This window comes from Kineococcus terrestris, assembly GCF_041020755.1.
Classification (GTDB): domain Bacteria; phylum Actinomycetota; class Actinomycetes; order Actinomycetales; family Kineococcaceae; genus Kineococcus; species Kineococcus terrestris.
Window position 1 is genome coordinate 1 of sequence record NZ_JBEUEI010000054.1, and the last position, 18,730, is coordinate 18,730.

The 18,730-nt window shown below is 76.9% G+C and carries 18 protein-coding genes; 11 read left to right on the forward strand and 7 right to left on the reverse strand.

The features are described from left to right. Positions 1 to 183 precede the first annotated feature (183 nt). Positions 184 to 1,374 (forward strand): serine hydrolase domain-containing protein, encoded by a 1,191-nt coding sequence (locus AB8M62_RS19360; RefSeq protein WP_369070588.1) that lies wholly within the window; start codon positions 184 to 186, stop codon positions 1,372 to 1,374. 31 nt (positions 1,375 to 1,405) lie between these two features. On the opposite strand, the gene AB8M62_RS19365 is transcribed toward AB8M62_RS19360, so the two are convergent. After that, complete coding sequence (locus tag AB8M62_RS19365; protein WP_369056468.1) at positions 1,406 to 3,445, reverse strand: vWA domain-containing protein; 2,040 nt, start codon at positions 3,443 to 3,445, stop codon at positions 1,406 to 1,408. Between the two features lie 187 nt (positions 3,446 to 3,632). On the opposite strand from AB8M62_RS19365, the gene AB8M62_RS19370 reads away from it, so the two are divergent. The 3 genes from AB8M62_RS19370 to AB8M62_RS19380 all read left to right on the forward strand — a co-directional run bounded on the left by AB8M62_RS19370 (position 3,633) and on the right by AB8M62_RS19380 (position 6,254). Next, complete coding sequence (locus AB8M62_RS19370) at positions 3,633 to 5,186, forward strand: CoA-acylating methylmalonate-semialdehyde dehydrogenase (protein WP_373695014.1); 1,554 nt, start codon at positions 3,633 to 3,635, stop codon at positions 5,184 to 5,186. Positions 5,187 to 5,278: 92 nt separating this feature from the next. Further along, complete coding sequence (locus AB8M62_RS19375; RefSeq protein ID WP_369070589.1) at positions 5,279 to 5,893, forward strand: DUF1802 family protein; 615 nt, start codon at positions 5,279 to 5,281, stop codon at positions 5,891 to 5,893. A gap of 4 nt (positions 5,894 to 5,897) precedes the next feature. Beyond that, positions 5,898 to 6,254, forward strand: a complete 357-nt coding sequence (locus tag AB8M62_RS19380; protein ID WP_369070590.1) for a hypothetical protein — start codon at positions 5,898 to 5,900, stop codon at positions 6,252 to 6,254. Here the strand turns inward: AB8M62_RS19380 and AB8M62_RS19385 are convergent. Further along, the gene (locus tag AB8M62_RS19385) at positions 6,242 to 7,672 is read right to left on the reverse strand and encodes a magnesium chelatase ATPase subunit I (RefSeq protein WP_369070591.1); all 1,431 of its coding nucleotides are present in this window, start codon (positions 7,670 to 7,672) and stop codon (positions 6,242 to 6,244) included. The two genes, AB8M62_RS19380 and AB8M62_RS19385, sit on opposite strands and share 13 nt — an antisense overlap. A 76-nt stretch (positions 7,673 to 7,748) precedes the next feature. On the opposite strand from AB8M62_RS19385, the gene AB8M62_RS19390 reads away from it, so the two are divergent. Then, positions 7,749 to 8,933 carry an AI-2E family transporter gene (locus AB8M62_RS19390; RefSeq protein WP_369056472.1) on the forward strand — a complete coding sequence of 395 codons (1,185 nt, stop codon included), beginning with the start codon at positions 7,749 to 7,751 and terminating at the stop codon, positions 8,931 to 8,933. Between the two features lie 9 nt (positions 8,934 to 8,942). Here the strand turns inward: AB8M62_RS19390 and greA are convergent, their stop codons facing one another. Further along, positions 8,943 to 9,440 (reverse strand): transcription elongation factor GreA, encoded by a 498-nt coding sequence (gene greA, locus AB8M62_RS19395; RefSeq protein ID WP_369056473.1) that lies wholly within the window; start codon positions 9,438 to 9,440, stop codon positions 8,943 to 8,945. Between the two features lie 232 nt (positions 9,441 to 9,672). Continuing rightward, entirely contained in the window at positions 9,673 to 10,137 is a 465-nt protein-coding gene (locus AB8M62_RS19400) for a DUF4307 domain-containing protein (protein ID WP_369056474.1), read from the reverse strand. A 146-nt stretch (positions 10,138 to 10,283) separates the two neighbouring features. Between AB8M62_RS19400 and mca the strand changes: the two genes are divergently transcribed. Together mca and AB8M62_RS19410 are read left to right on the forward strand one after the other, a co-directional pair. After that, positions 10,284 to 11,174, forward strand: a complete 891-nt coding sequence (gene mca, locus AB8M62_RS19405; protein ID WP_369070592.1) for a mycothiol conjugate amidase Mca — start codon at positions 10,284 to 10,286, stop codon at positions 11,172 to 11,174. Next, positions 11,171 to 11,485, forward strand: coding sequence for a hypothetical protein (locus AB8M62_RS19410; RefSeq protein ID WP_369056476.1), 315 nt, complete (start codon positions 11,171 to 11,173; stop codon positions 11,483 to 11,485). Before mca ends, AB8M62_RS19410 begins: the two co-directional genes overlap by 4 nt. 6 nt (positions 11,486 to 11,491) lie before the next feature. Here AB8M62_RS19410 and AB8M62_RS19415 read toward each other — a convergent pair whose 3' ends face one another. Both AB8M62_RS19415 and trhA read right to left on the reverse strand, forming a co-directional pair. Further along, positions 11,492 to 12,487, reverse strand: a complete 996-nt coding sequence (locus AB8M62_RS19415) for a Gfo/Idh/MocA family protein (RefSeq protein ID WP_369070593.1) — start codon at positions 12,485 to 12,487, stop codon at positions 11,492 to 11,494. Positions 12,488 to 12,529: 42 nt separating this feature from the next. Continuing rightward, entirely contained in the window at positions 12,530 to 13,225 is a 696-nt protein-coding gene (trhA, locus tag AB8M62_RS19420; RefSeq protein ID WP_369056478.1) for a PAQR family membrane homeostasis protein TrhA, read from the reverse strand. Positions 13,226 to 13,413: 188 nt separating this feature from the next. On the opposite strand from trhA, the gene AB8M62_RS19425 reads away from it, so the two are divergent. The 3 genes from AB8M62_RS19425 to AB8M62_RS19435 all read left to right on the forward strand — a co-directional run bounded on the left by AB8M62_RS19425 (position 13,414) and on the right by AB8M62_RS19435 (position 16,934). Further along, positions 13,414 to 14,175: an isoprenyl transferase gene (locus tag AB8M62_RS19425; protein ID WP_369056479.1), complete on the forward strand. Its 762-nt coding sequence runs from the start codon at positions 13,414 to 13,416 to the stop codon at positions 14,173 to 14,175. Positions 14,176 to 14,441: 266 nt separating this feature from the next. After that, positions 14,442 to 15,785, forward strand: a complete 1,344-nt coding sequence (phoH2, locus tag AB8M62_RS19430) for an RNA 5'-3' helicase PhoH2 (RefSeq protein ID WP_369056480.1) — start codon at positions 14,442 to 14,444, stop codon at positions 15,783 to 15,785. 414 nt (positions 15,786 to 16,199) lie between these two features. Further along, positions 16,200 to 16,934, forward strand: coding sequence for an aggregation-promoting factor C-terminal-like domain-containing protein (locus tag AB8M62_RS19435; RefSeq protein ID WP_369056481.1), 735 nt, complete (start codon positions 16,200 to 16,202; stop codon positions 16,932 to 16,934). Positions 16,935 to 16,976: 42 nt separating this feature from the next. Here AB8M62_RS19435 and AB8M62_RS19440 read toward each other — a convergent pair whose 3' ends face one another. Continuing rightward, on the reverse strand, positions 16,977 to 17,966 hold the full coding sequence (locus AB8M62_RS19440) for a DUF2470 domain-containing protein (RefSeq protein ID WP_369070594.1): 990 nt from the start codon (positions 17,964 to 17,966) through the stop codon (positions 16,977 to 16,979). 105 nt (positions 17,967 to 18,071) lie between these two features. On the opposite strand from AB8M62_RS19440, the gene rpsD reads away from it, so the two are divergent. Further along, complete coding sequence (gene rpsD / locus AB8M62_RS19445) at positions 18,072 to 18,680, forward strand: 30S ribosomal protein S4 (protein WP_369056483.1); 609 nt, start codon at positions 18,072 to 18,074, stop codon at positions 18,678 to 18,680. Positions 18,681 to 18,730: the final 50 nt, after the last annotated feature.

Consider the following 18,730-nt stretch of genomic DNA (forward strand, 5'->3'; position numbering starts at 1 on the left):
CCCCCCCCCCCCCCCCGGTCACCTGCGGCGAAACCCCCCAAACACCCCGCCGGGAGGGGCGGGGCGGAGAGGTCGGGGGTGGGGGAGGCCCCACCGCGAGGACGCGGGGCAGCACCCTGGGACGCGGCCGCGCGCGGTGGTCGGCTGGAGCTCGTGAGAACCCACCGAGCCCCGGAGGCCCCCGTGACCGCCACGACGCCCGCTCCCGCCGCCGCCCCCGCGTCCCGCCGCGCCGTGCTCGGCGCCCTCGGCGGCGCGCTGCTGACCGGCGGTGCCGCGAGCGCCGCGCACGCCGCCCCCGCGGCGCCCGCGGCCCGACGCCGCCGCCCCCACCCGCTGCAGGAGCACCTGGACCACCTCGTCCACGAGGTCGGCTTCCCCTCCGCGCTGGCCGCCGTGCGCGACGCCGACGGCCGCACCCGCGACCTGACCGCGAGCCGGGTCGGTCCCGTCCCCGTGGACGGGCGGGTGCGCGCCGGCAGCAACACCAAGACGTTCGTGGCGGTCCTGCTGCTGCAACTGGCCGCCGAGGGCCGCCTCGACCTCGACGGGCCCGTCGACGAGCACCTGCCGGGGGTGCTGCGCGGCGCCTCCGGCGACGGCCGCGCGGTGACCGTGCGCCAGGTGCTGCAGCACACCGCGGGCCTGCCCAACTACACCGCGCACTTCGGCACGACCGACTGGACCCTCCTGCGCGACCGCTACTACGAGCCGCGCGAGCTGCTCGACCTGGTGCGCGACGTGCCCGCCACGGCGGCCCCGGGCGAGCGCTGGGAGTACAGCAACACCGGCTACGTCGTCGCCGGGCTGATCGCCCAGCGCGTCGCGGGCCTGCCGCTGGCCGAGCTGGTGCGCGCGCGGATCACCGAGCCGCTGGGCCTGCGCGCGACGTTCTTCCCGCACCCCGGCGAGCAGGGCTACCGCGGCCCGCACCCGCGCGCCCACCACCGGGACTCCTCGGCCCTGCCGTGGCAGGACGTGACCCTCCTGGACCCGTCCTGGGGCTGGGCCGCGGGCGCCCTCGTCACCACCCCGTCCGAGCTGAACGCCTTCACCCTGGCGCTGCTGCGCGGGGACCTGCTGCCGCCGGCGCAGCTGGAGCAGCTGCGCGCCACCGTGCCCTCGCCCGGGGACCCGTGGCCGGGCACCCGCTACGGCCTGGGGCTGTCCAGCTCGCCGCTGCCGGACGGGGCGCTGCTGTGGGGGCACGGCGGGGACATCCCCGGGTTCGAGACGCGCGGCGGCGCCACGGAGGACGGGCGCGCCGTGCAGGTGGCGGTCACGGCGCTGCCCACGGCGGTGGCCGCCGACGAGGAGGGGGCGCTCGCGGCGGTGGGCGCCGTCCTCGACGTGGTGCGGGCCGCGTTCACCTGAGCGGCGGGGCTCGCGGGGCCCCGCGCGGCGCTCAGGACGCGCGCCGCCCGCCCCCGCCCCGCGCGCCCGCCGTCCGCGAGCGCAGGTAGTCGTCGACGACGAACTGGCCCAGCCGCTCCGGGCTGGGGGTCAGCACCCGGCCGCCGTTGCGGCGCGCGACCGCGTCCACGAACCGCCGCAGCCCGGGGTCGTCGCCCAGCATGAACAGGTTGATCGTCGCTCCGAACCGCGTCAGCCGGTCCACCTCGGCGACGGTGGCGCGGATCGTGGCGGACGTGGGGGGCCACTGGAACACGGCCTCCGGCGTCCCGCCGGAGTCGTCGAGGTGGGCCGTGGGCTCGCCGTCGGTGATGACGAGGACGACGGGCTCGGCGTCGGGGTGCCGGCGCAGGTGGCGGCGGGCGATGCTCAGCGCGTGCTGCAGGTTGGTGCCCTGCACGAAGTCCGGTTCCACCTGCGCCAGCTCGCCCAGCGTCATCGGCTGCGCGTGCAGGCCGAAGCCGACGACCTGCAGGGCGTCACCGGGGAACTTGGTGGCGATGAGGTGCGACAGCGCCAGCGCCGTCTCCTTCATCGGTCCCCAGCGGCCCTCGGCCGCCATCGAGAACGACAGGTCCACGCACAGCGCGACGGCGGCCGAGGCGCGCCGCTCCGTCTCGACGACCTCGAAGTCCTCCCACGACAGCCGCACCGGCCCGGGGCCCGTGGAGGCGTTGCGGCGCACGGCGTTCGAGACGGTGCGCACGACGTCCAGCGGCTGCTCGTCGCCGAACGCCCAGCGCCGCGTCGCGCCGGTGGGCTCGCCGCCGGCGCCCGCGTCGCGGTTCTCGTGGTCGCCGCGGCCGCCGGTGTCCACGCGCTGCAGCACCTCGCGCAGGGCGGTCTGACCCAGCCGGCGCAGCGCCTTGGGGGACAGGACGAGCCCGTCGGGGGAGCGGGACAGCCAGCCCTGGCGCTGCAGCTCGCGCTCCAGCTCGCGCAGGCGCTGCAGGTCGTCGGCGGCGCCGCGGCCCAGCTGGCGCTCCAGGGCGTCGACGTCGACGTCGTCGAGGGTGGCGCCGGGGCTGTCCTGGCCCAGGGCGTCGACGAGGTCGTCCAGCTCGGACAGGTCCTGCAGCGCGTCGGCGGCCTCCCCGTAGCCGAGCGGTTCGGCGCCCTGCGCGCCGCGCACCCGCTCGCCGCGGCTGAAGTCCAGGTCGGGGCGCAGCGCGCGCAGGTTGTCCGACAGCTGCGCCATCTGCGCCTGCAGGTCGACGTCGTCGCCGAAGGCCGCGTCGACGAGCTGCTGCAGCTCCTCGCGCTGCTGCGGCGACAGCGAGCGCATCAGGCGCGAGGCGGCCGCCGCCCGGCGGGCGAGGGTGTCGACGAGGTCGTCGAGGTCGCGCACGTCCTCGGCGTCGGGGCCGAGGGCGTCGCGGTGGCGGTCGAGGAACCGCTGGAAGTCCTCCTCGGTGTCCTCGCCGCGGGCCTTCTTGGCCAGCAGGTCGTTGAGGTCGGCCAGCATGTCCTTCAGCGCCTGCGCAGCCCCCTCGGCGCCGCCGCCCTGCAGGGCCTGCTTCATGCCGCGGAACTGCTGGTCCACGACATCGCCGCGCAGCCCGTCGAGCAGCTGCCGGTAGGCCTCGCGGGCCCGGTCGCTGGTCCAGTCGTAGTCCTCCAGCTCGCGCACCGCCTGCGCGGTGGAGCGGGGCAGGGCGTCCAGGCGCGTCTCGGCGAAGCGGGCGTCGTCGCCCTCGCGCCCGGCGAGCTCCTCGCGCTCGGCGGCCAGGGCCTGGTCGAGCTGGGCGCGGGCCCGGGTCAGGGCGCCGTCGAGGTCGCCGCGGCGGGCGGCCTCGCGGCGCAGCCGGGCGGCGCGCGCCCGCAGCTGGTCCAGGCCGGAGCCGCCGTCGGGCCCGCGGTGCAGGAGGTCGCGCAGGGCCTCGCGCAGCGACCCGCCGCGCAGCACCTCGCGCCCCACCTGGTCCAGCGCCCCCCGCACGTCGTACGGCGGGGCCAGCGGGTCGGCGCCCCCGGACCACTCGCCGTAGCGGTAGCGCTCCAGACGGCGCCTGCGTCCTCCTGCCTCGGCCACGCCGCGACGCTACGTCCGCCGCGGGCGGGGCGCCACGCCTCGGCGGGCGCCGGGAGTCGGCGGCCGTTGGACGGCATGACAGTTTGTCTGGACAAATAGGGGTCGACCGGTGGCATGATGGGCGCGCCCGGCGGCCGGGCGGCCCGCCCGCCCCGCGCCCGCGCCGAAGACGCCCGAGGAGGCTCCGTTGACCACCACCACCGCCAGCTCCACCGCCGCCGCTGGCACGGCCGACCTGCCCGTCGTGGCGCACTGGATCGCCGGTGCGCCCACCACCGGTGCCGGGGACCGGCTCGGTGACGTGTACGACCCGGCCACCGGCCGCGTGACCAAGCGGGTCGCCCTGGCCGAGCCGGGCGACGTCCAGGACGCGGTAGCCGCCGCGAAGGCCGCGTTCGGCGCCTGGCGCGACACCTCCCTGGCCCGGCGCACCGCCGTCCTGTTCGCCTTCCGCGAGCTGCTGAACGCCCGCAAGGGCGAACTGGCAGAGATCATCACCGCCGAGCACGGCAAGGTCCTCTCCGACGCCCTGGGCGAGGTGGCCCGCGGGCAGGAGGTCGTGGAACTGGCCTGCGGCATCAACCACCTGCTCAAGGGCGGCATGAGCGAGAACGCCTCCACCAAGGTCGACGTCTACTCCATCCGCCAGCCCCTGGGCGTGGTCAGCGTCATCTCCCCGTTCAACTTCCCCGCGATGGTCCCGATGTGGTTCTTCCCCATCGCCATCGCCGCCGGCAACACCGTGGTCCTCAAGCCCAGCGAGAAGGACCCTTCCGCGGCGCTGTTCATCGCCCAGCTGTGGAAGGACGCCGGCCTGCCCGACGGCGTCTTCAACGTCCTGCACGGCGACAAGGTCGCCGTCGACGGCCTGCTGACCCACCCCGACGTGGCGTCGGTCTCCTTCGTCGGCTCCACCCCCATCGCCAAGTACGTGTACGAGACCGGCACCGCGCACGGCAAGCGCGTCCAAGCCCTGGGCGGGGCCAAGAACCACATGCTCGTCCTGCCCGACGCCGACCTGGACCTGGCCGCCGACGCCGCCGTCAACGCCGGCTTCGGCTCCGCCGGCGAGCGGTGCATGGCCGTCTCGGCCCTGGTGGCCGTGGACTCGATCGCCGACGAGCTCATCGCCAAGATCAAGGACAGGGTCGCGACCCTGCGCACCGGCGACGGGCGCCGCGGCGCCGACATGGGCCCCCTGGTCACCGGCGCCCACCGCGACAAGGTGGCCGGCTACGTCGAGGCCGGTGTGCGCGAGGGCGCCGAGCTGGTGATCGACGGGCGCCAGGTGGTCCCGGACGCCGCCGACGAGCAGGCCGCCGCCGACGGCTTCTGGCTGGGCCCCACCCTCTTCGACCACGTCGGCACCGGCATGTCGATCTACACCGAGGAGATCTTCGGGCCCGTCCTGTCCGTCCTCCGGGTGACCTCCTACGACGAGGGTCTGCAGCTGATCAACGCCAACCGGTACGGCAACGGCGTGGCCATCTTCACCAACGACGGCGGCGCCGCGCGCCGCTTCCGCAACGAGGTGCAGGTCGGCATGATCGGCGTCAACGTGCCCGTCCCGGTCCCGGTGGCCTACTACTCCTTCGGCGGCTGGAAGCAGTCCCTGTTCGGCGACACCCACGCCCACGGCAGCGAGGGCGTGCACTTCTTCACCCGCGGCAAGGTCGTCACCGAGCGCTGGCTGGACCCCTCTCACGGCGGCCTGAACCTCGGCTTCCCCCAGAACGACTGAGCGCGTCCGCGAGCGCCCCGCACCGGCACCCGGTGCGGGGCGCTCGTGCTCGGGGGTGGTGGGTGCCGCCGCCCACCGGTCATGCTGCCCGGGTGACGACGTCCACGACCTCCGCCGCCACCCCCGCCCCGACCACCGCGACCGTGCCCGCGCTGAAGGAGTGGGGCGCCGTCGCGCACGCCCTCCTCCAGGGCCGCCAGGCGTTGCTGCTGCGCAAGGGCGGCATCGGCGAGAAGCGGTTCGCCGTCGGCGCGGACCGCTTCCTGCTGTTCCCGACCGTCGCGCACAGCCACGCGGAGGCGGTGCGCCCCGAGCACCGCGACCTGCTCGCGCGCGGCGCGGCCGACGTGAGCGACGACGCCGTCGTCGTGCGCGCGCTCCTGGAGGTCGTCGAGGTCGTGCCGGTGACCCGCCCCGAGCGGGTCGGGGAGCTGGAGGACCTGCACGTGTGGACGACGGACTCGGTGCGCCGCAGCCGCGTGGACTTCCGCCCCCGGCACCTGCTGACCGCGCTCGTCGTGCGGGCCGCACCGCTGGCCCAGCCCCTGCGCCTGCCGCGCCGGCCCGGGCAGGTCGGCTGCTTCAGCTGGCTGGACCTGCCGCTGGAGCCCCCGCTGGACCGGGCCGCCACCGCCGCCGGGGCGCCCGCGCGCACCGACGAGGACCTGCGGGAGGTCGCCGCCGCCGTCCGCGCCCGGGTCGGCTGACGGCGTGAGCGGCCCGCACGAGGGGGACGGCGCCGGGGGCCGGGAGGAGCTCCTGGCCCGCTACGCGCGGCTGGTGCGGCACGAGCTGCCGGCCGCCGCGGCCGACGGGGGCTGGTCGCTGCGCGCCGACCACTGCTTCGGCCGCGTCCTGCTCGACGACGCCGTGGGCGGGCGCTGGTACGACGTGCTCGACCGGCGCGCCGGGCCGGCGTTCCGCCAGCTGGACGACGAGCGCCTCGCCCGCGCCGTGCGCACCGCCGAGCGGCTGCTGACCGAGGGCGAGCCGCTCGTGCGCGCCCTCGACGACCGCTCCCTGCGCTGGCGCGGCAAACCCGCGAAGCGGCGCGGTCAGCTGCCGTAGACGGTCCGCCCGTCCTCCAGCACCACCTTGTCCAGCCGCCGGGTCAGGTGCAGCGCCTCCAGCACGAACTCCACCCCGGAGGCCGCGCGGCCCGGCGACGGGTCGTCGCCCAGGCCCAGGCGGTCCAGCACGCGCCCGAGGCCCGGCACCGTGCCGACCTGGCGCAGCAGCTCCTCGGCGGGCACCAGGTCGCCGGTCTCGATGGTGCGGCCCTCGGTGACCAGCTCGGCGAACCCGGACAGCTCCGCCCCGCCCAGGCGCGCCCGGTACGTCTCGGCGACGGCCGTGCGCAGCAGGTGCTCCAGCACCTCGACCTCGCGACCCTCCTCGCCCTGCTCGAACTCCACCTTGCCGCCCAGCACCGTGACGACGGTGTGCAGGTCGCCCACCCGCGCGACCGGCTCGTGCTGCTCCCCGGACAGGGCGTGCCGGCGCAGCGCCGCGGCCGCCACCGTCTCCGCGGCCGCGATCGAGAAGCGGGCCGAGACCCCGGAGGCGGGGTCGACGGCCGGGGACTCGCGCACCGCCCGGGTGAAGCGGGCGACGACCTCCAGCAGGTGCTCGGGCACCTCGGCGACGGTGTCCGCCTCCTGCCGGACCAGGTCGACCTCCAGGTCGACCTCCAGCGGGTAGTGGGTGCGCACCTCCGCCCCGAAGCGGTCCTTGAGCGGGGAGATGATCCGCCCGCGGTTGGTGTAGTCCTCCGGGTTGGCGCTGGCCACCAGCAGCAGGTCCAGCGGCAGGCGCAGCTGGTACCCGCGGACCTGGATGTCGCGCTCCTCCAGCACGTTCAGCAGCGCCACCTGGATGCGCTCGGCCAGGTCGGGCAGCTCGTTGACGGCGAAGACCCCGCGGTTGGTGCGCGGGACCAGGCCGAAGTGGATGGTCTCCGGGTCGCCCAGCGGACGGCCCTCGGCGACCTTGACGGGGTCCACGTCGCCGATGAGGTCGCCGACGGAGGTGTCGGGGGTGGCCAGCTTCTCGCCGTAGCGCAGCGAGCGGTGCAGCCACTCCACCGGCAGGTCGTCGCCCTCGGCCAGGACCCGCCGCCGCGAGGCGGGGGTCAGCGGGGCGTACGGGTGCTCGTTGAGCTCGCTGCCGGCGATGACGGGCGTCCACTCGTCGAGCAGGCCCACCAGGGAGCGCAGCAGGCGCGTCTTGCCCTGCCCGCGCTCGCCGAGCAGCACGACGTCGTGCCCGGCGAGCAGGGCCCGCTCCAGCTCGGGGGCCACGGTGTCCTCGTAGCCGACGACGCCGGGGAAGCGGTCCTCGCCGGCGCGCATGCGCGCCAGCAGGTTGCGCCGCAGCTCCTCCTTCACGGCGACGTGCTCGTGGCCGGAGGCGCGCAGCGCGCCCAGGGTGCGGGGGAGGTCGTCGGGAGCGTCGAGGGGCAGCGGGAGGCTCGCGCTGGTCGTCACCGGGGCAACCTACGTCCGGCGGCGCCCGCCCGCGCCCGGTGGCGCCCGCCGGCCGCGGCGGGAGCACCATGACCCGGTGCCCGAGCGCCCCGCCCACCCCCACCCCTACGTCAGCCCGGCCCTGCGCACGGCCGCCGAGTGGGCGTGGCGGTTCGTCGTGGTGGTCCTCGGGGTGGTCGTCCTCGCCTACGGCCTCAGCTTCGTCAGCGAGGTCCTCGTCCCCGTCCTCGTCGCCCTGCTGGGGGCGGCGCTGCTGCTGCCGCTGACGGAGGCGCTGCACCGCTCGGGCCTGCCGCGGGCGCTGGCCGCCCTGGTGTCGATGCTGGGGGCCGCGGCCGTCGTCGGCGGCCTGGTGGCCCTCGTCGGGCAGCAGGTGGCGCAGGGCTTCGGGGACCTGTCGGCGCAGGCGCGGGAGGGGGTCGCCGAGGTCGAGCGCTGGCTGACGGGGCCGCCGCTGAACCTCAGCGGGGGCTCGATCAGCGACCTGGTGCAGCAGGCCGAGGACGCCGTCGCCGCCAACCGCGACACCCTGCTGACGGGCGCGGCGTCGGTGGCCACGACCGCCGGGCACCTGGTCGCCGGGTTCTTCATCGCGCTGTTCGCGACGTTCTTCTACCTGCTGGACGGCCGGCGGATCTGGACGTGGCTGGTGGGGCTGCTGCCGCGCCCGGCGCGCGAGCCGGTGGACGACGCCGCCCGGCAGTCGTGGGTGACGCTGACGCACTACATGCGCGCCACGATCGTCGTGGCGCTCGCGGACGGCACCGGGGTGGCGGTCGGCGCCGCGCTGCTGCGGGTGCCGCTGGCGCTGCCGCTGGGCGTCCTGGTGTTCCTCGGCGCGTTCGTGCCGATCGTCGGCGCGCTGCTGTCCGGGACGGTCGCCGTCCTCGTGGCGCTGGTCGCGCACGGCCCGGTGACGGCGCTGCTGATGCTCGCGGTCGTGGTGGGGGTGCAGCAGGTGGAGAGCCACCTGCTGCAGCCGTTCCTCATGGGCCGCGCGGTGGCCGTGCACCCGCTGGCGGTCGTCCTGGCGGTCGCGGCCGGCGCCACCGTCTTCGGCATCGCCGGCGCGCTGTTCGCGGTACCGCTCGTGGCCGTCCTCAACACCGGGGTCGGGGCGCTGGCGCGCCGGGGCCGCACCCCGGAGGTCGCCGAGATCGAGGACTCCGACGCGCCGCTGGCCCCCGACGTGCCGCCGCCCAGCCGCGCGGACGGCGAGCCGCCCGGGGACGCCGCGGAGGACGCCCCCGGACGGCGGTGAGCCGCCGGGTCAGCCGGTGAACGGCTCGGTGGAGAGCACCTTGACGGGCACGCTGCGGCCGTTGGGCGCGGTGTAGGCGACCTCGTCGCCGGGCTTGCGGCCGATGACGGCCGCCCCCAGCGGGGACTTCTCGCTGTAGACGTCCAGGCCGGCGCCGTCGCCGACCTCGCGGCTGCCCAGCAGGAAGCGGACCTCCTCGCCGGCCAGCTCGACGGTCACGACGGAGCCGAGGACGACCTCGCCGCCGGCGGCGGTGGCGGCCTCGCCGACCTGCGCCGTCTCGAGCAGGTGGCGCAGCTGGCGGATGCGCAGCTCCTGCTTGCCCTGCTCCTCCTTGGCGGCGTGGTAGCCCGCGTTCTCCTTGAGGTCGCCCTCCTCGCGGGCCTGCTCGATGCGGCGGGCGAGCTCGGTGCGGCCCTCACCGGACAGGTGGTCGTACTCGGCCTTGAGCCGGTCGAACGCGTCCTGGGTCAGCCAGGTGCCGCTGCCGGTGGTCGTCTCGCTCACGATGACTCCTCGAAACCTCGTGGCCCGGCTCACCCGGGTGGTGAGCGGACCGTGGTGCACACAGGTGCTGGACGAACGGGCGGCACCGCGGGTGCCGCCGGGTGAAAAGCGGAGTCGCCCGGCCCCGCGGCAGCGGGAGCGAGCGACTCGGAACGGCCCACCGTAGCCGCATCCGCGGCCGGTCTCCACCCGGTCGCGGTGCGGACGGGGCGGGCGCGGGGGAGCGGACGGCTCAGTCCGCGGCCACGCAGGACTCCACGCCGACGGTCACGGCGCGCTCGACGGTGCGCACCGTCGTGGTCAGCTCGACGGTGCGCCCGTCGCTGGGCGGCACCCGCACCTCGACCAGGCCCACCTCGGTGTTGCGGTCGTTGGCGGCGCTGACGGCGCAGGTCACGGCGGTGCCGGGGTCGCGGGTGACCGCGAAGCGCAGCTCGGCGGTGGAGTCGTCCACGATGCGGTGGGCGACCTCCGTGGCCGCCGGCCCGCGCGTCTGCACCACCGCCGCCCACCCCATCCACGCCAGCAGGGCGAGCGCCCCCAGGACGGCGCCGGCCAGCGGCAGGGGGCGGCGCCACCACGGGCGGGCGCCCGGCCGGCGGCGCCCGTAGCGCTCGGCCAGCAGGTCCGCGTCGGGGTCCGCGCCCGTGCGGGCGCGCGTGCCGCCGCCGCGCCCGGTCCCGTCCTCGCCGCTCACGACCCCGCCCTCCCGCCGTTCCCGCCGCTCCGCCCCCGGTCCCGCCCGGGGCGGGCCCGCCCGGCGCGGCGCGCCGCGGGGCATCGGTGAAGATGTACCCCGATCGTCGCACCCGTCGGCGACGAGCCAGGCAGAGGGGAGCACCGGTGGCGGAGAGCCTGCGGCTGATGGCCGTGCACGCCCACCCGGACGACGAGTCCAGCAAGGGAGCCGCCTCGACGGCGCGGTACGCGGCCGAGGGCGTGGAGGTGCTCGTCGTCTCCTGCACCGGCGGCGAGCGCGGCGACGTCCTCAACCCGCGCCTGCAGGGCGACCCGCGGATGCTGCGCGACATGGCCGAGTACCGCCGCCGCGAGATGGCGGAGGCCGCCCGCGTCCTGGGCGTGCAGCACCGCTGGCTGGGCTACGTGGACTCCGGCCTGCCGGAGGGCGACCCGCTGCCGCCGCTGCCCGCGGGCTGCTTCGCGCTGGAGCCGCTGGAGTTCACGGTGGACGCCCTGACCCACGTGGTGCGCGAGTTCCGCCCGCACGTCATGACGACCTACGACGAGTCCGGCGGCTACCCGCACCCGGACCACGTCATGTGCCACCGCGTCTCGCGCGAGGCGTTCGACGCGGCCGCCGACCCCGACCGGTTCCCGGCCGCCGGCCCGGCGTGGCGCACCTCCAAGCTCTACTACCACGCGGGGTTCTCGGTCGCCCGGATCCGCACCTTCCACGAGGCGCTGCTCGCGCGCGGGCTGGAGTCCCCGTACGTGGAGTGGATCGCGCGCATCGAGGCCAGCGACGGCCCGCCGCGCACCGAGCTGGAGATCACCACCAGGGTGGAGTGCGCGGAGTACTTCCCCGTGCGCGACCGCGCGCTGCTGGCGCACGCCACCCAGATCGACCCGGACGGCTTCTTCTTCGGCGTGCCGCTGGAGCTGCAGCAGGAGCTGTGGCCGACGGAGGACTACCACCTGGCGCTCTCGCACGTGCCGACCGAGCTGCCCGAGGACGACCTGTTCGCCGGGCTGCGCGCGCGGGTGCCGGCGTGAGCGCGGTGGCGCTGGCCGCGCTGGTGGCGGCCTCGCCGTCGCCGTCGCCCGGCGGGGCGGCCACCCTCGACCCGGACCTCGTCACCCCGGGCCTGTGGGGCTTCGCGTCGCTGTTCGTGCTGGCGCTGGCGGTCTACCTCCTCGGCCGCGGCATGGCCCGGCGCGTGCAGCGGGTCAACCAGCGGGCGCGCGTGGAGGCCGAGGAGCGCGCCCGCGAGCAGCGCGCCCGGGCCACGGCCCGCGGCGAGGAGCCCGGCGACGGTCCGGAGGGCGGGCCCCTCGACGGGCCCCGGGACGTCCCGCGCGCCTGAGCGCCCTCAGGAGCCGGCGGCCACCGCCGTCGTGCGCTCGGCCGCCGGGCGCGCCAGGTGCTCCTCGGCGGCGGCCAGCACGGCGACCACGTCGCGGGCCCAGGTCACGTCCAGCGGGTGCCGGTCACCCTGCTCGGCGCTCGCGCGCAGGGCGTCCACGGCGCGCGCGAACCCCTCCTGCGGCGTGCCGGTGAAGCGGGGCAGGTCGTGCCGGCCGCCGGGCCCCCACACCGTCGCCCACGAGCCGCCGGCGCTCGCCGGGGCGGTGAGGGTCAGCGACAGCGCGCTCGCCGCGCCCGAGGCGTGCTCGCACGCCACGACGACGGCGTCGCGCACCCCGCGCCCCCCGCCCACGCGCACCACGGGCCCGAGCAGCGGCAGCAGCACCGACAGGGCGTGCGGGCCGGTGTCCCACAGCCCGCCGCGCTCGCGGCGCCACACCGAGCCCGCGTACGGGTTGCCGGGCACGTCGATCGTGCCCGCCCAGCGGGCCAGCGCCCCCTCCCACGGGCCGTGCTCGGCGGCGAGGGCGCTCGTCCGGGCCAGCCAGTCGGTGACCTCCGGCTGGAACAGGTACGTCATGTACGACACCGACGCCACGCCCGCCGCCCGCGCGGCGGCCACGACCCCGTCGGCCGTCCCGACGTCCAGCGCCAGCGGCTTGTCCAGCAGCAGGTGCCGGCCGGCGCGGGCGGCGCGCACCGCCACGGCCGCCTGCACGTGCGGCGGCAGGGCCAGCGTCACGGCGTCCACGTCGGCCAGCAGCGCGTCGAGGTCGTCGGTGCCGCGCACCGCCCCGGCCGCCCCGCCCAGCGACGCGGCCGCCTCGCGCGCCCGCCCCGCGTCGCGGCCCCAGAACCCGACCAGCTCGACGTCGGGGTGCGCGGCCAGCGCCGCGCCGTGGCAGGTGCGCGCCCAGTGGCCCGTGCCCAGCACGGCGAAGCGCCGCGGGGGCGTGCGGGGGGCCGGGCGGGCGGCGGGGGCGTCCGGTGCGGCGGTCACGGCCGCAGCCTGCCGCACGCTCGCGCCGGGGCGCGCTCCGCCTCAGCCGCCGTGCCGGACGGTCGCCACCAGGATGGCCGCCCAGTGCGCGGCGAAGGCGACGACGGTGAAGGCGTGGAAGACCTCGTGGAAGCCGAACCAGCGCGGGCTGGGGTCGGGGCGCTTGGTCGCGTACGCGAGGGCGCCGAGGGTGTAGAGCAGGCCGCCGACGACGACGAGGACGGCGACGGCGGTGCCGCCGCCGCGGGCGAAGTCGCCCAGGTAGCCCACGGCCACCCAGCCCAGGGCCACGTAGACGGGCGTGTACAGCCAGCGCGGGGCGCCCACCCAGAACACCCGGAACGCCACCCCGGCCAGCGCGCCGGCCCAGACGAGCACCAGCAGGGTCCGGGCCCGGTCCGGGGCGAGCGTCGCCACCGCCAGCGGCGTGTAGGTGCCGGCGATGATGAGGAAGATGTTGCTGTGGTCCAGCCGCCGCAGGACGGCGCTGGCGCGGGGCGTCCAGCTGCCGCGGTGGTACACGGCGCTGGTGCCGAAGAGCAGGGCGGCGGTGACGGCGAAGACGGCGGCGGCCGCGCGCGTCGCGGCCGTGGGGGCCAGCGCCACGAGGACCGCCCCGGCGACCAGCGCGGCGGGGAACGTGCCGGCGTGCAGCCAGCCCCGCAGGCGGGGCTTGACCGCGGCCTCGAGGCGGTCGCCGAGGCCCCGGACGGCGTCCGCGACGGGTTCGTGCGTCATCCTGCGAGCCTACGTTACGCAACCGTAGGTTCGAGCCCGCGCGGCCGCCCCGGACCCCCGGACGGGGGACGCCGGGGCGGCCGCGGACAGGATGCGGGCGGGGTGCCGGCAGGTCCCGGGGAGACCCCGTGCAGGTGCGCCGCGACGGTGCGCCGGGGCAGCGATCCGCGGTTGTACCGTGAGCGCCGATGGCCCTCCGCGATCTGCTCTACGGCGCGTACGGGCGGCGGCTCGAGCGGTCGCTGGACCAGACGGCCCTGCCCCGGCACGTGGGCATCATCGTCGACGGCAACCGCCGGTGGGCCAAGGCGTTCGGCGCCTCCACGGCGCACGGCCACCGCGCCGGCGCGGACAAGCTCCTCGAGGTCATGGGCTGGTGCGCCGACGAGGGCATCGAGGTCGTCACCCTCTACCTGCTGAGCACCGACAACCTGGCCCGCCCGGCCGCCGAGCTGGCCCCCCTCATCGACATCGTCGAGGACGCCGTCGCCCGCGTGGCCGCCACGCAGCACTGGCGCGTGCACCCGGTGGGTGCCCTGGACCTGCTGCCGGGGGCGACCGCCGGGCGGCTGCGGGAGCTGGCCGAGCGGACGGCCGGGGTGAGCACCGGCGTCGTCAACGTCGCCATCGGCTACGGCGGCCGCCGCGAGATCGCCGACGCCGTGCGCTCGCTGCTGCGCGAGCACGCCGCGAAGGGCACGACCTTGGAGGAGCTGGCCGAGGTCCTCGACGTCGAGCACATCGCCGCCCACCTCTACACCAAGGGCCAGCCCGACCCCGACCTCGTCATCCGCACCTCGGGCGAGCAGCGCCTGTCGGGCTTCCTGCTGTGGCAGACCGCGCACTCGGAGTTCTACTTCTGCGAGGTCCTGTGGCCGGACTTCCGCAAGGTGGACTTCCTGCGGGCCCTGCGCGCCTACGCCGCCCGCGAGCGCCGCTTCGGCACCTGAGCGCCGTCGCCTCCCGCTCACCGGCGGGTGCTGCGATGTTCACCCTCCCGGGTGCCCGCCCCGCGTGTTCGTCCCGCCGCGGGCGGGTGCGGCGGCTAGCGTCGGTGGTGACGGGGGGCGCTCGCTCCCCGCCCGGGAGGTCGCCGTGCGAGCTGTCCAGCGCAGCAGGGGGGCCGGACCGCGTGCCCCCCGCACGTCGCGTCCCGTCCGCCGCTGAGGGGAGTCCCCGCGCGGGCAGCGCGAGGCTCCCGAGACGGGAGACGTCCGTGGTCCACACCCCCACCCCCGCGACCGGCGACCCGACCGGGACGCGCCGGACCTTCGTCCTCGACACCTCCGTCCTCCTGGCCGATCCCGGGGCGCTGGCGCGCTTCGCCGAGCACGACGTCGTCCTGCCGCTCGTGGTCGTCAGCGAGCTGGAGGGCAAGCGGCACCACCCCGAGCTCGGCTACTTCGCCCGCGAGGCGCTGCGGCGCCTGGACGACCTGCGCGTGCAGCACGGCCGCCTCGACCGGCCGGTGCCGGTGGGCGAGGAGGGGGGGACGCTGCGGGTGGAGCTGAACCACTCCGACGCGTCCTCGCTGCCCTCGGCGCTGCGCACCGGCCCGCTGGCCACGGCGGGCGACACGCGGATCCTGGCGGTGGCGCGCAACCTGGCCGACGAGGGGCTCGACGTCACCGTCGTCAGCAAGGACGTGCCGCTGCGGGTGAAGGCCTCCGCGGTGGGCCTGAGCGCCGAGGAGTACCGCGCCGAGCTGGTCGCCGACTCCGGCTGGACGGGCGTGACGGAGCTCGCCGCCACCGCCGAGGAGGTCGGCGCGCTGTACGAGTCGGGGCGCCTGGAGCACCCCGAGGGTCGCGAGCTGCCCTGCAACACCGGGGTCGTGCTGTCCTCGCCGCGCGGGCACGCGCTGGCCCGCGTCGGCGCCGACAAGGCGCTGCGGCTGGTCAAGGGCGACCGCGACGCCTTCGGGGTGCACGGGCGCTCGGCCGAGCAGCGCATCGCGCTGGACCTGCTGCTGGACCCGGCGGTGAGCATCGTGTCGCTGGGCGGGCGCGCCGGCACGGGCAAGTCGGCGCTGGCGCTGGCCGCGGGGCTGGAGTCGGTCGTCGAGCGCCGCGAGCAGCGCAAGGTCGTCGTCTTCCGGCCGCTGTACGCGGTCGGCGGGCAGGACCTCGGGTACCTGCCCGGCACCGAGGCGGAGAAGATGGGCCCCTGGGGGCAGGCGGTCTTCGACACCCTGGAGGCGCTGGTCGCGCCGGCGGTGCTGGAGGAGGTCGCCGACCGCGGGATGCTCGAGGTGCTGCCGCTGACGCACATCCGCGGCCGCTCGCTGCACGACTCCTTCGTCGTGGTGGACGAGGCGCAGTCGCTGGAGCGCAACGTGCTGCTGACGGTCCTCTCGCGCATCGGGCAGGGCTCGAAGGTGGTCCTGACGCACGACGTGGCCCAGCGCGACAACCTGCGGGTGGGCCGGCACGACGGGGTGGCGGCCGTCGTGGAGGCGCTGAAGGGGCACCCCCTGTTCGGGCACGTGACGCTGACGCGCTCGGAGCGCTCGCCGGTCGCGGCGCTCGTCACCGAGCTGCTGGACGGCCCGGGGGCCTGAGCCCGGCACCAGGTCCGGTGCCCGCCGCGTCCGACGAGGTCGCGGCGGGCACCGGGAACCGGAGGTCACCGGGCCGCGTCAAACCTCCTCCGACCCGCACACCCGCGTGAGATGCGTCACGAAAGTCGACGGATCGTGGCCGTCACGTGACCTCATCGTGATGATCCGCGGGTCCTCAGCTTGCCCTCGGGGCGCCGGACCGGGCACCGTCGTCCCCCGACAGCACCCCGCGAGGCCGGTGCGCGTCCCCCGCGCGGGGACGCCGGCCGCGCAGGACGGCCCGGAACCCGCCCGCGCGGGGGCCGCGGCCGCCGACCGGGCCCCACGAGCGCACCGCCACGGCGGAGCCGCGTGCCCGCGCGGGGAGGACGTGATCGACCGGGCGTGGGCCGGGCGACCGAGGGAAGGCCCGGTTTGCCCCGCAGCACCCGCTCCGCCCGCAGCCACCGCCCCGCCGACGGCGCCGCCCGCGAGCCCCGGCACCGCGAGCCCCAGCACCGCGCGCAGCAGGACCGCGAGCCCCTGCACCGCCGCCGCTGGGCGCGCTGGGCCGCCCCCGCCGTCCTCGGCGCCACGGCCCTCGGCCTGGCCGGGGCCTCCTTCGCCCCCACCGGTGACGCGGAGGCCGCCGAGACGGCCGTGCCCGACCACCTCGTTCAGGCCGCGCTGGCCGACTTCCGCACCGACGCCGCGCAGGGCTGGTTCAGCGAGCGCGAGGTGCGCGCCGCCGCCGACGAGCGCATCGCCGAGCAGCGCCGGCTGGAGGAGGAGGCGCGCGCCGCCGAGGCCGCCCGCCTGGCCGAGGAGGCCCGCCGCGCGGCGGAGGCCGAGGCCACCCGGAACGCCCAGCGCGACCCGAAGGGCGTCGCCCGCGTCATGGTCGCCGACCGCGGCTGGAGCGCCGAGCAGTTCTCCTGCCTGGAGTCGCTGTGGACCAAGGAGAGCGACTGGCGCTGGGACGCGGACAACCCCACCTCCAGCGCCTACGGCATCCCGCAGTCGCTGCCCGGCTCGAAGATGGCCGCGGCCGGCCCGGACTGGGAGACCAACCCCGTCACCCAGATCACGTGGGGCCTGGAGTACATCGCGAACCGCTACGGCACCCCGTGCAGCGCCTGGTCGCACTCGCAGGCCGTCAACTGGTACTGACGGCCCGCTGACGGCCCGGCCGTCACGACGCCCCGCGGTCGTTCAGCCCCGGCGGCCCCCGCACGGGCAGCCGAACGCCCCGCACAGCGCCCCCGCCAGCTGCGAGGGGTCGCCAAGCGGCTCCGCGAAGGCCGCGCGCAGCCGCGTCGTGGCCGAGCCGACCGTGCACAGCACGTCCAGGCCGTAGCGGTCCAGACCGACGACGGCGACCTCGCGCACCCGCCGCGCCTCCTGCGGCTCCAGCGCGCCCAGCACCCACCCGACGAGGGCGTCGCGGTGCGCGGCCTCCAGGTGGGTCACGAGGTGGTCCTCGTCCTCGTACAGCGGGTCCGGCGTCGCCGTGCTGAAGGCCTCCTCGCCGACCAGGTGCACCCCGGTGTCCGTGGTGACGCGCACGTCGGCGACCTCCAGGCGCCACAGGCTGCGCGTGGAACCGACGTCGAGGAGGCTGCCCAGGGGCCGCGCGGCCGCCGCGCGCTGCGCCAGCCGGCGCTGCTCGGCCACGGGCACGCCCTCCACCCAGCCGGTGACGCCCAGCCGCGCCCGCGGCAGCGCCGCCTGCCCCGGGGGCACGTCGAGCACGTCCAGGACGGCCGCCGTCCCGCGCCCGGCGCCGGTGCCCGCGCCGGTGCCCGCGCCGGTGCCCAGCAGGTCCAGCAGCCGCTCGTGCAGCGGCGAGGCGTCCTCCACGAGCAGCAGCAGGCCGCCGCGGTCGTCGGTCAGGTGCTGCACCCGGAAGGGGTCGGTGCGCCGCTCGTGCGCCGCCGCCCCGCCGCGCAGCTGGCCCTCGCGCGCGTCCTCGCCCGGGTGCCCGGGCGCGTGCCCGTGCGGCGGTCGCGGCAGGTGCAGCAGGCCGGCGACGGTGCCGCGGGCCAGGGTGCGCGCCCACTGCGCGGGCGACTGCGCGGGCGACGTCGCGCCGGGGGAGGGGGTGCCGGGGACGCCTCGCGTCCGGGGCACCTGCCCGGAGGCCCTAGAGTTGTGGTCGGTGCGCTCCGGACCGCAGTCCGGCGTCGTGGTCCACCCGGTCACGTCGTCTTCTCCTCCGGAGCGCGATCGTCCTGGCCTCGCGGTGTCCTCACCGCGCCGAGCACCCGCTCGACTGAGGTCAGGCTCACCTTACGATCAGGAGGACGGATGAACAACGCCCGACCCAAGGTGCGCATCAGCCGCGCGCTCGGGGTGGCCCTCACGCCGAAGGCCGCCCGCTTCATGGACCGCCGGCCGTACCCGCCGGGCATGCACGGCCGCAAGCAGAAGAAGGCGTCGGACTACGCGACGCAGCTGAAGGAGAAGCAGCGCCTGCGCTACCAGTACGACGTGAGCGAGACGCAGCTGCGCCGCGCCTACGACCTGGCCAAGCGCAAGCCGGGCAAGACGGGCCACAACCTCGTCCAGCTGCTGGAGACCCGCCTCGACGCCGTCGTGTGGCGCTCCGGGTTCGCCCGCACGATCTACCAGGCCCGCCAGATGGTCGTGCACGGTCACCTGACCGTCGACGGCCGCAAGGTGGACCGCCCGTCCTACCGCCTCCTGCCCGGCCAGGTCATCGAGGTGAAGGCGGCCTCCAAGACGAAGACGCCGTTCATCGTCGCGGCCGAGGGCGGCTGGAGCGACAACGAGATCCCCGGCTGGCTCGACGTGGCCCGCCAGGACCTCACCGCCCGCGTGCAGGCCCTGCCCGTGCGCGAGCAGATCCCCGTCACCTGCGACGAGCAGCTGGTCGTCGAGTACTACTCGCGCTGACCCGCACCGCACCGCGCGCCGAGGGCGCCGGTCCCCGCGAGGGGGCCGGC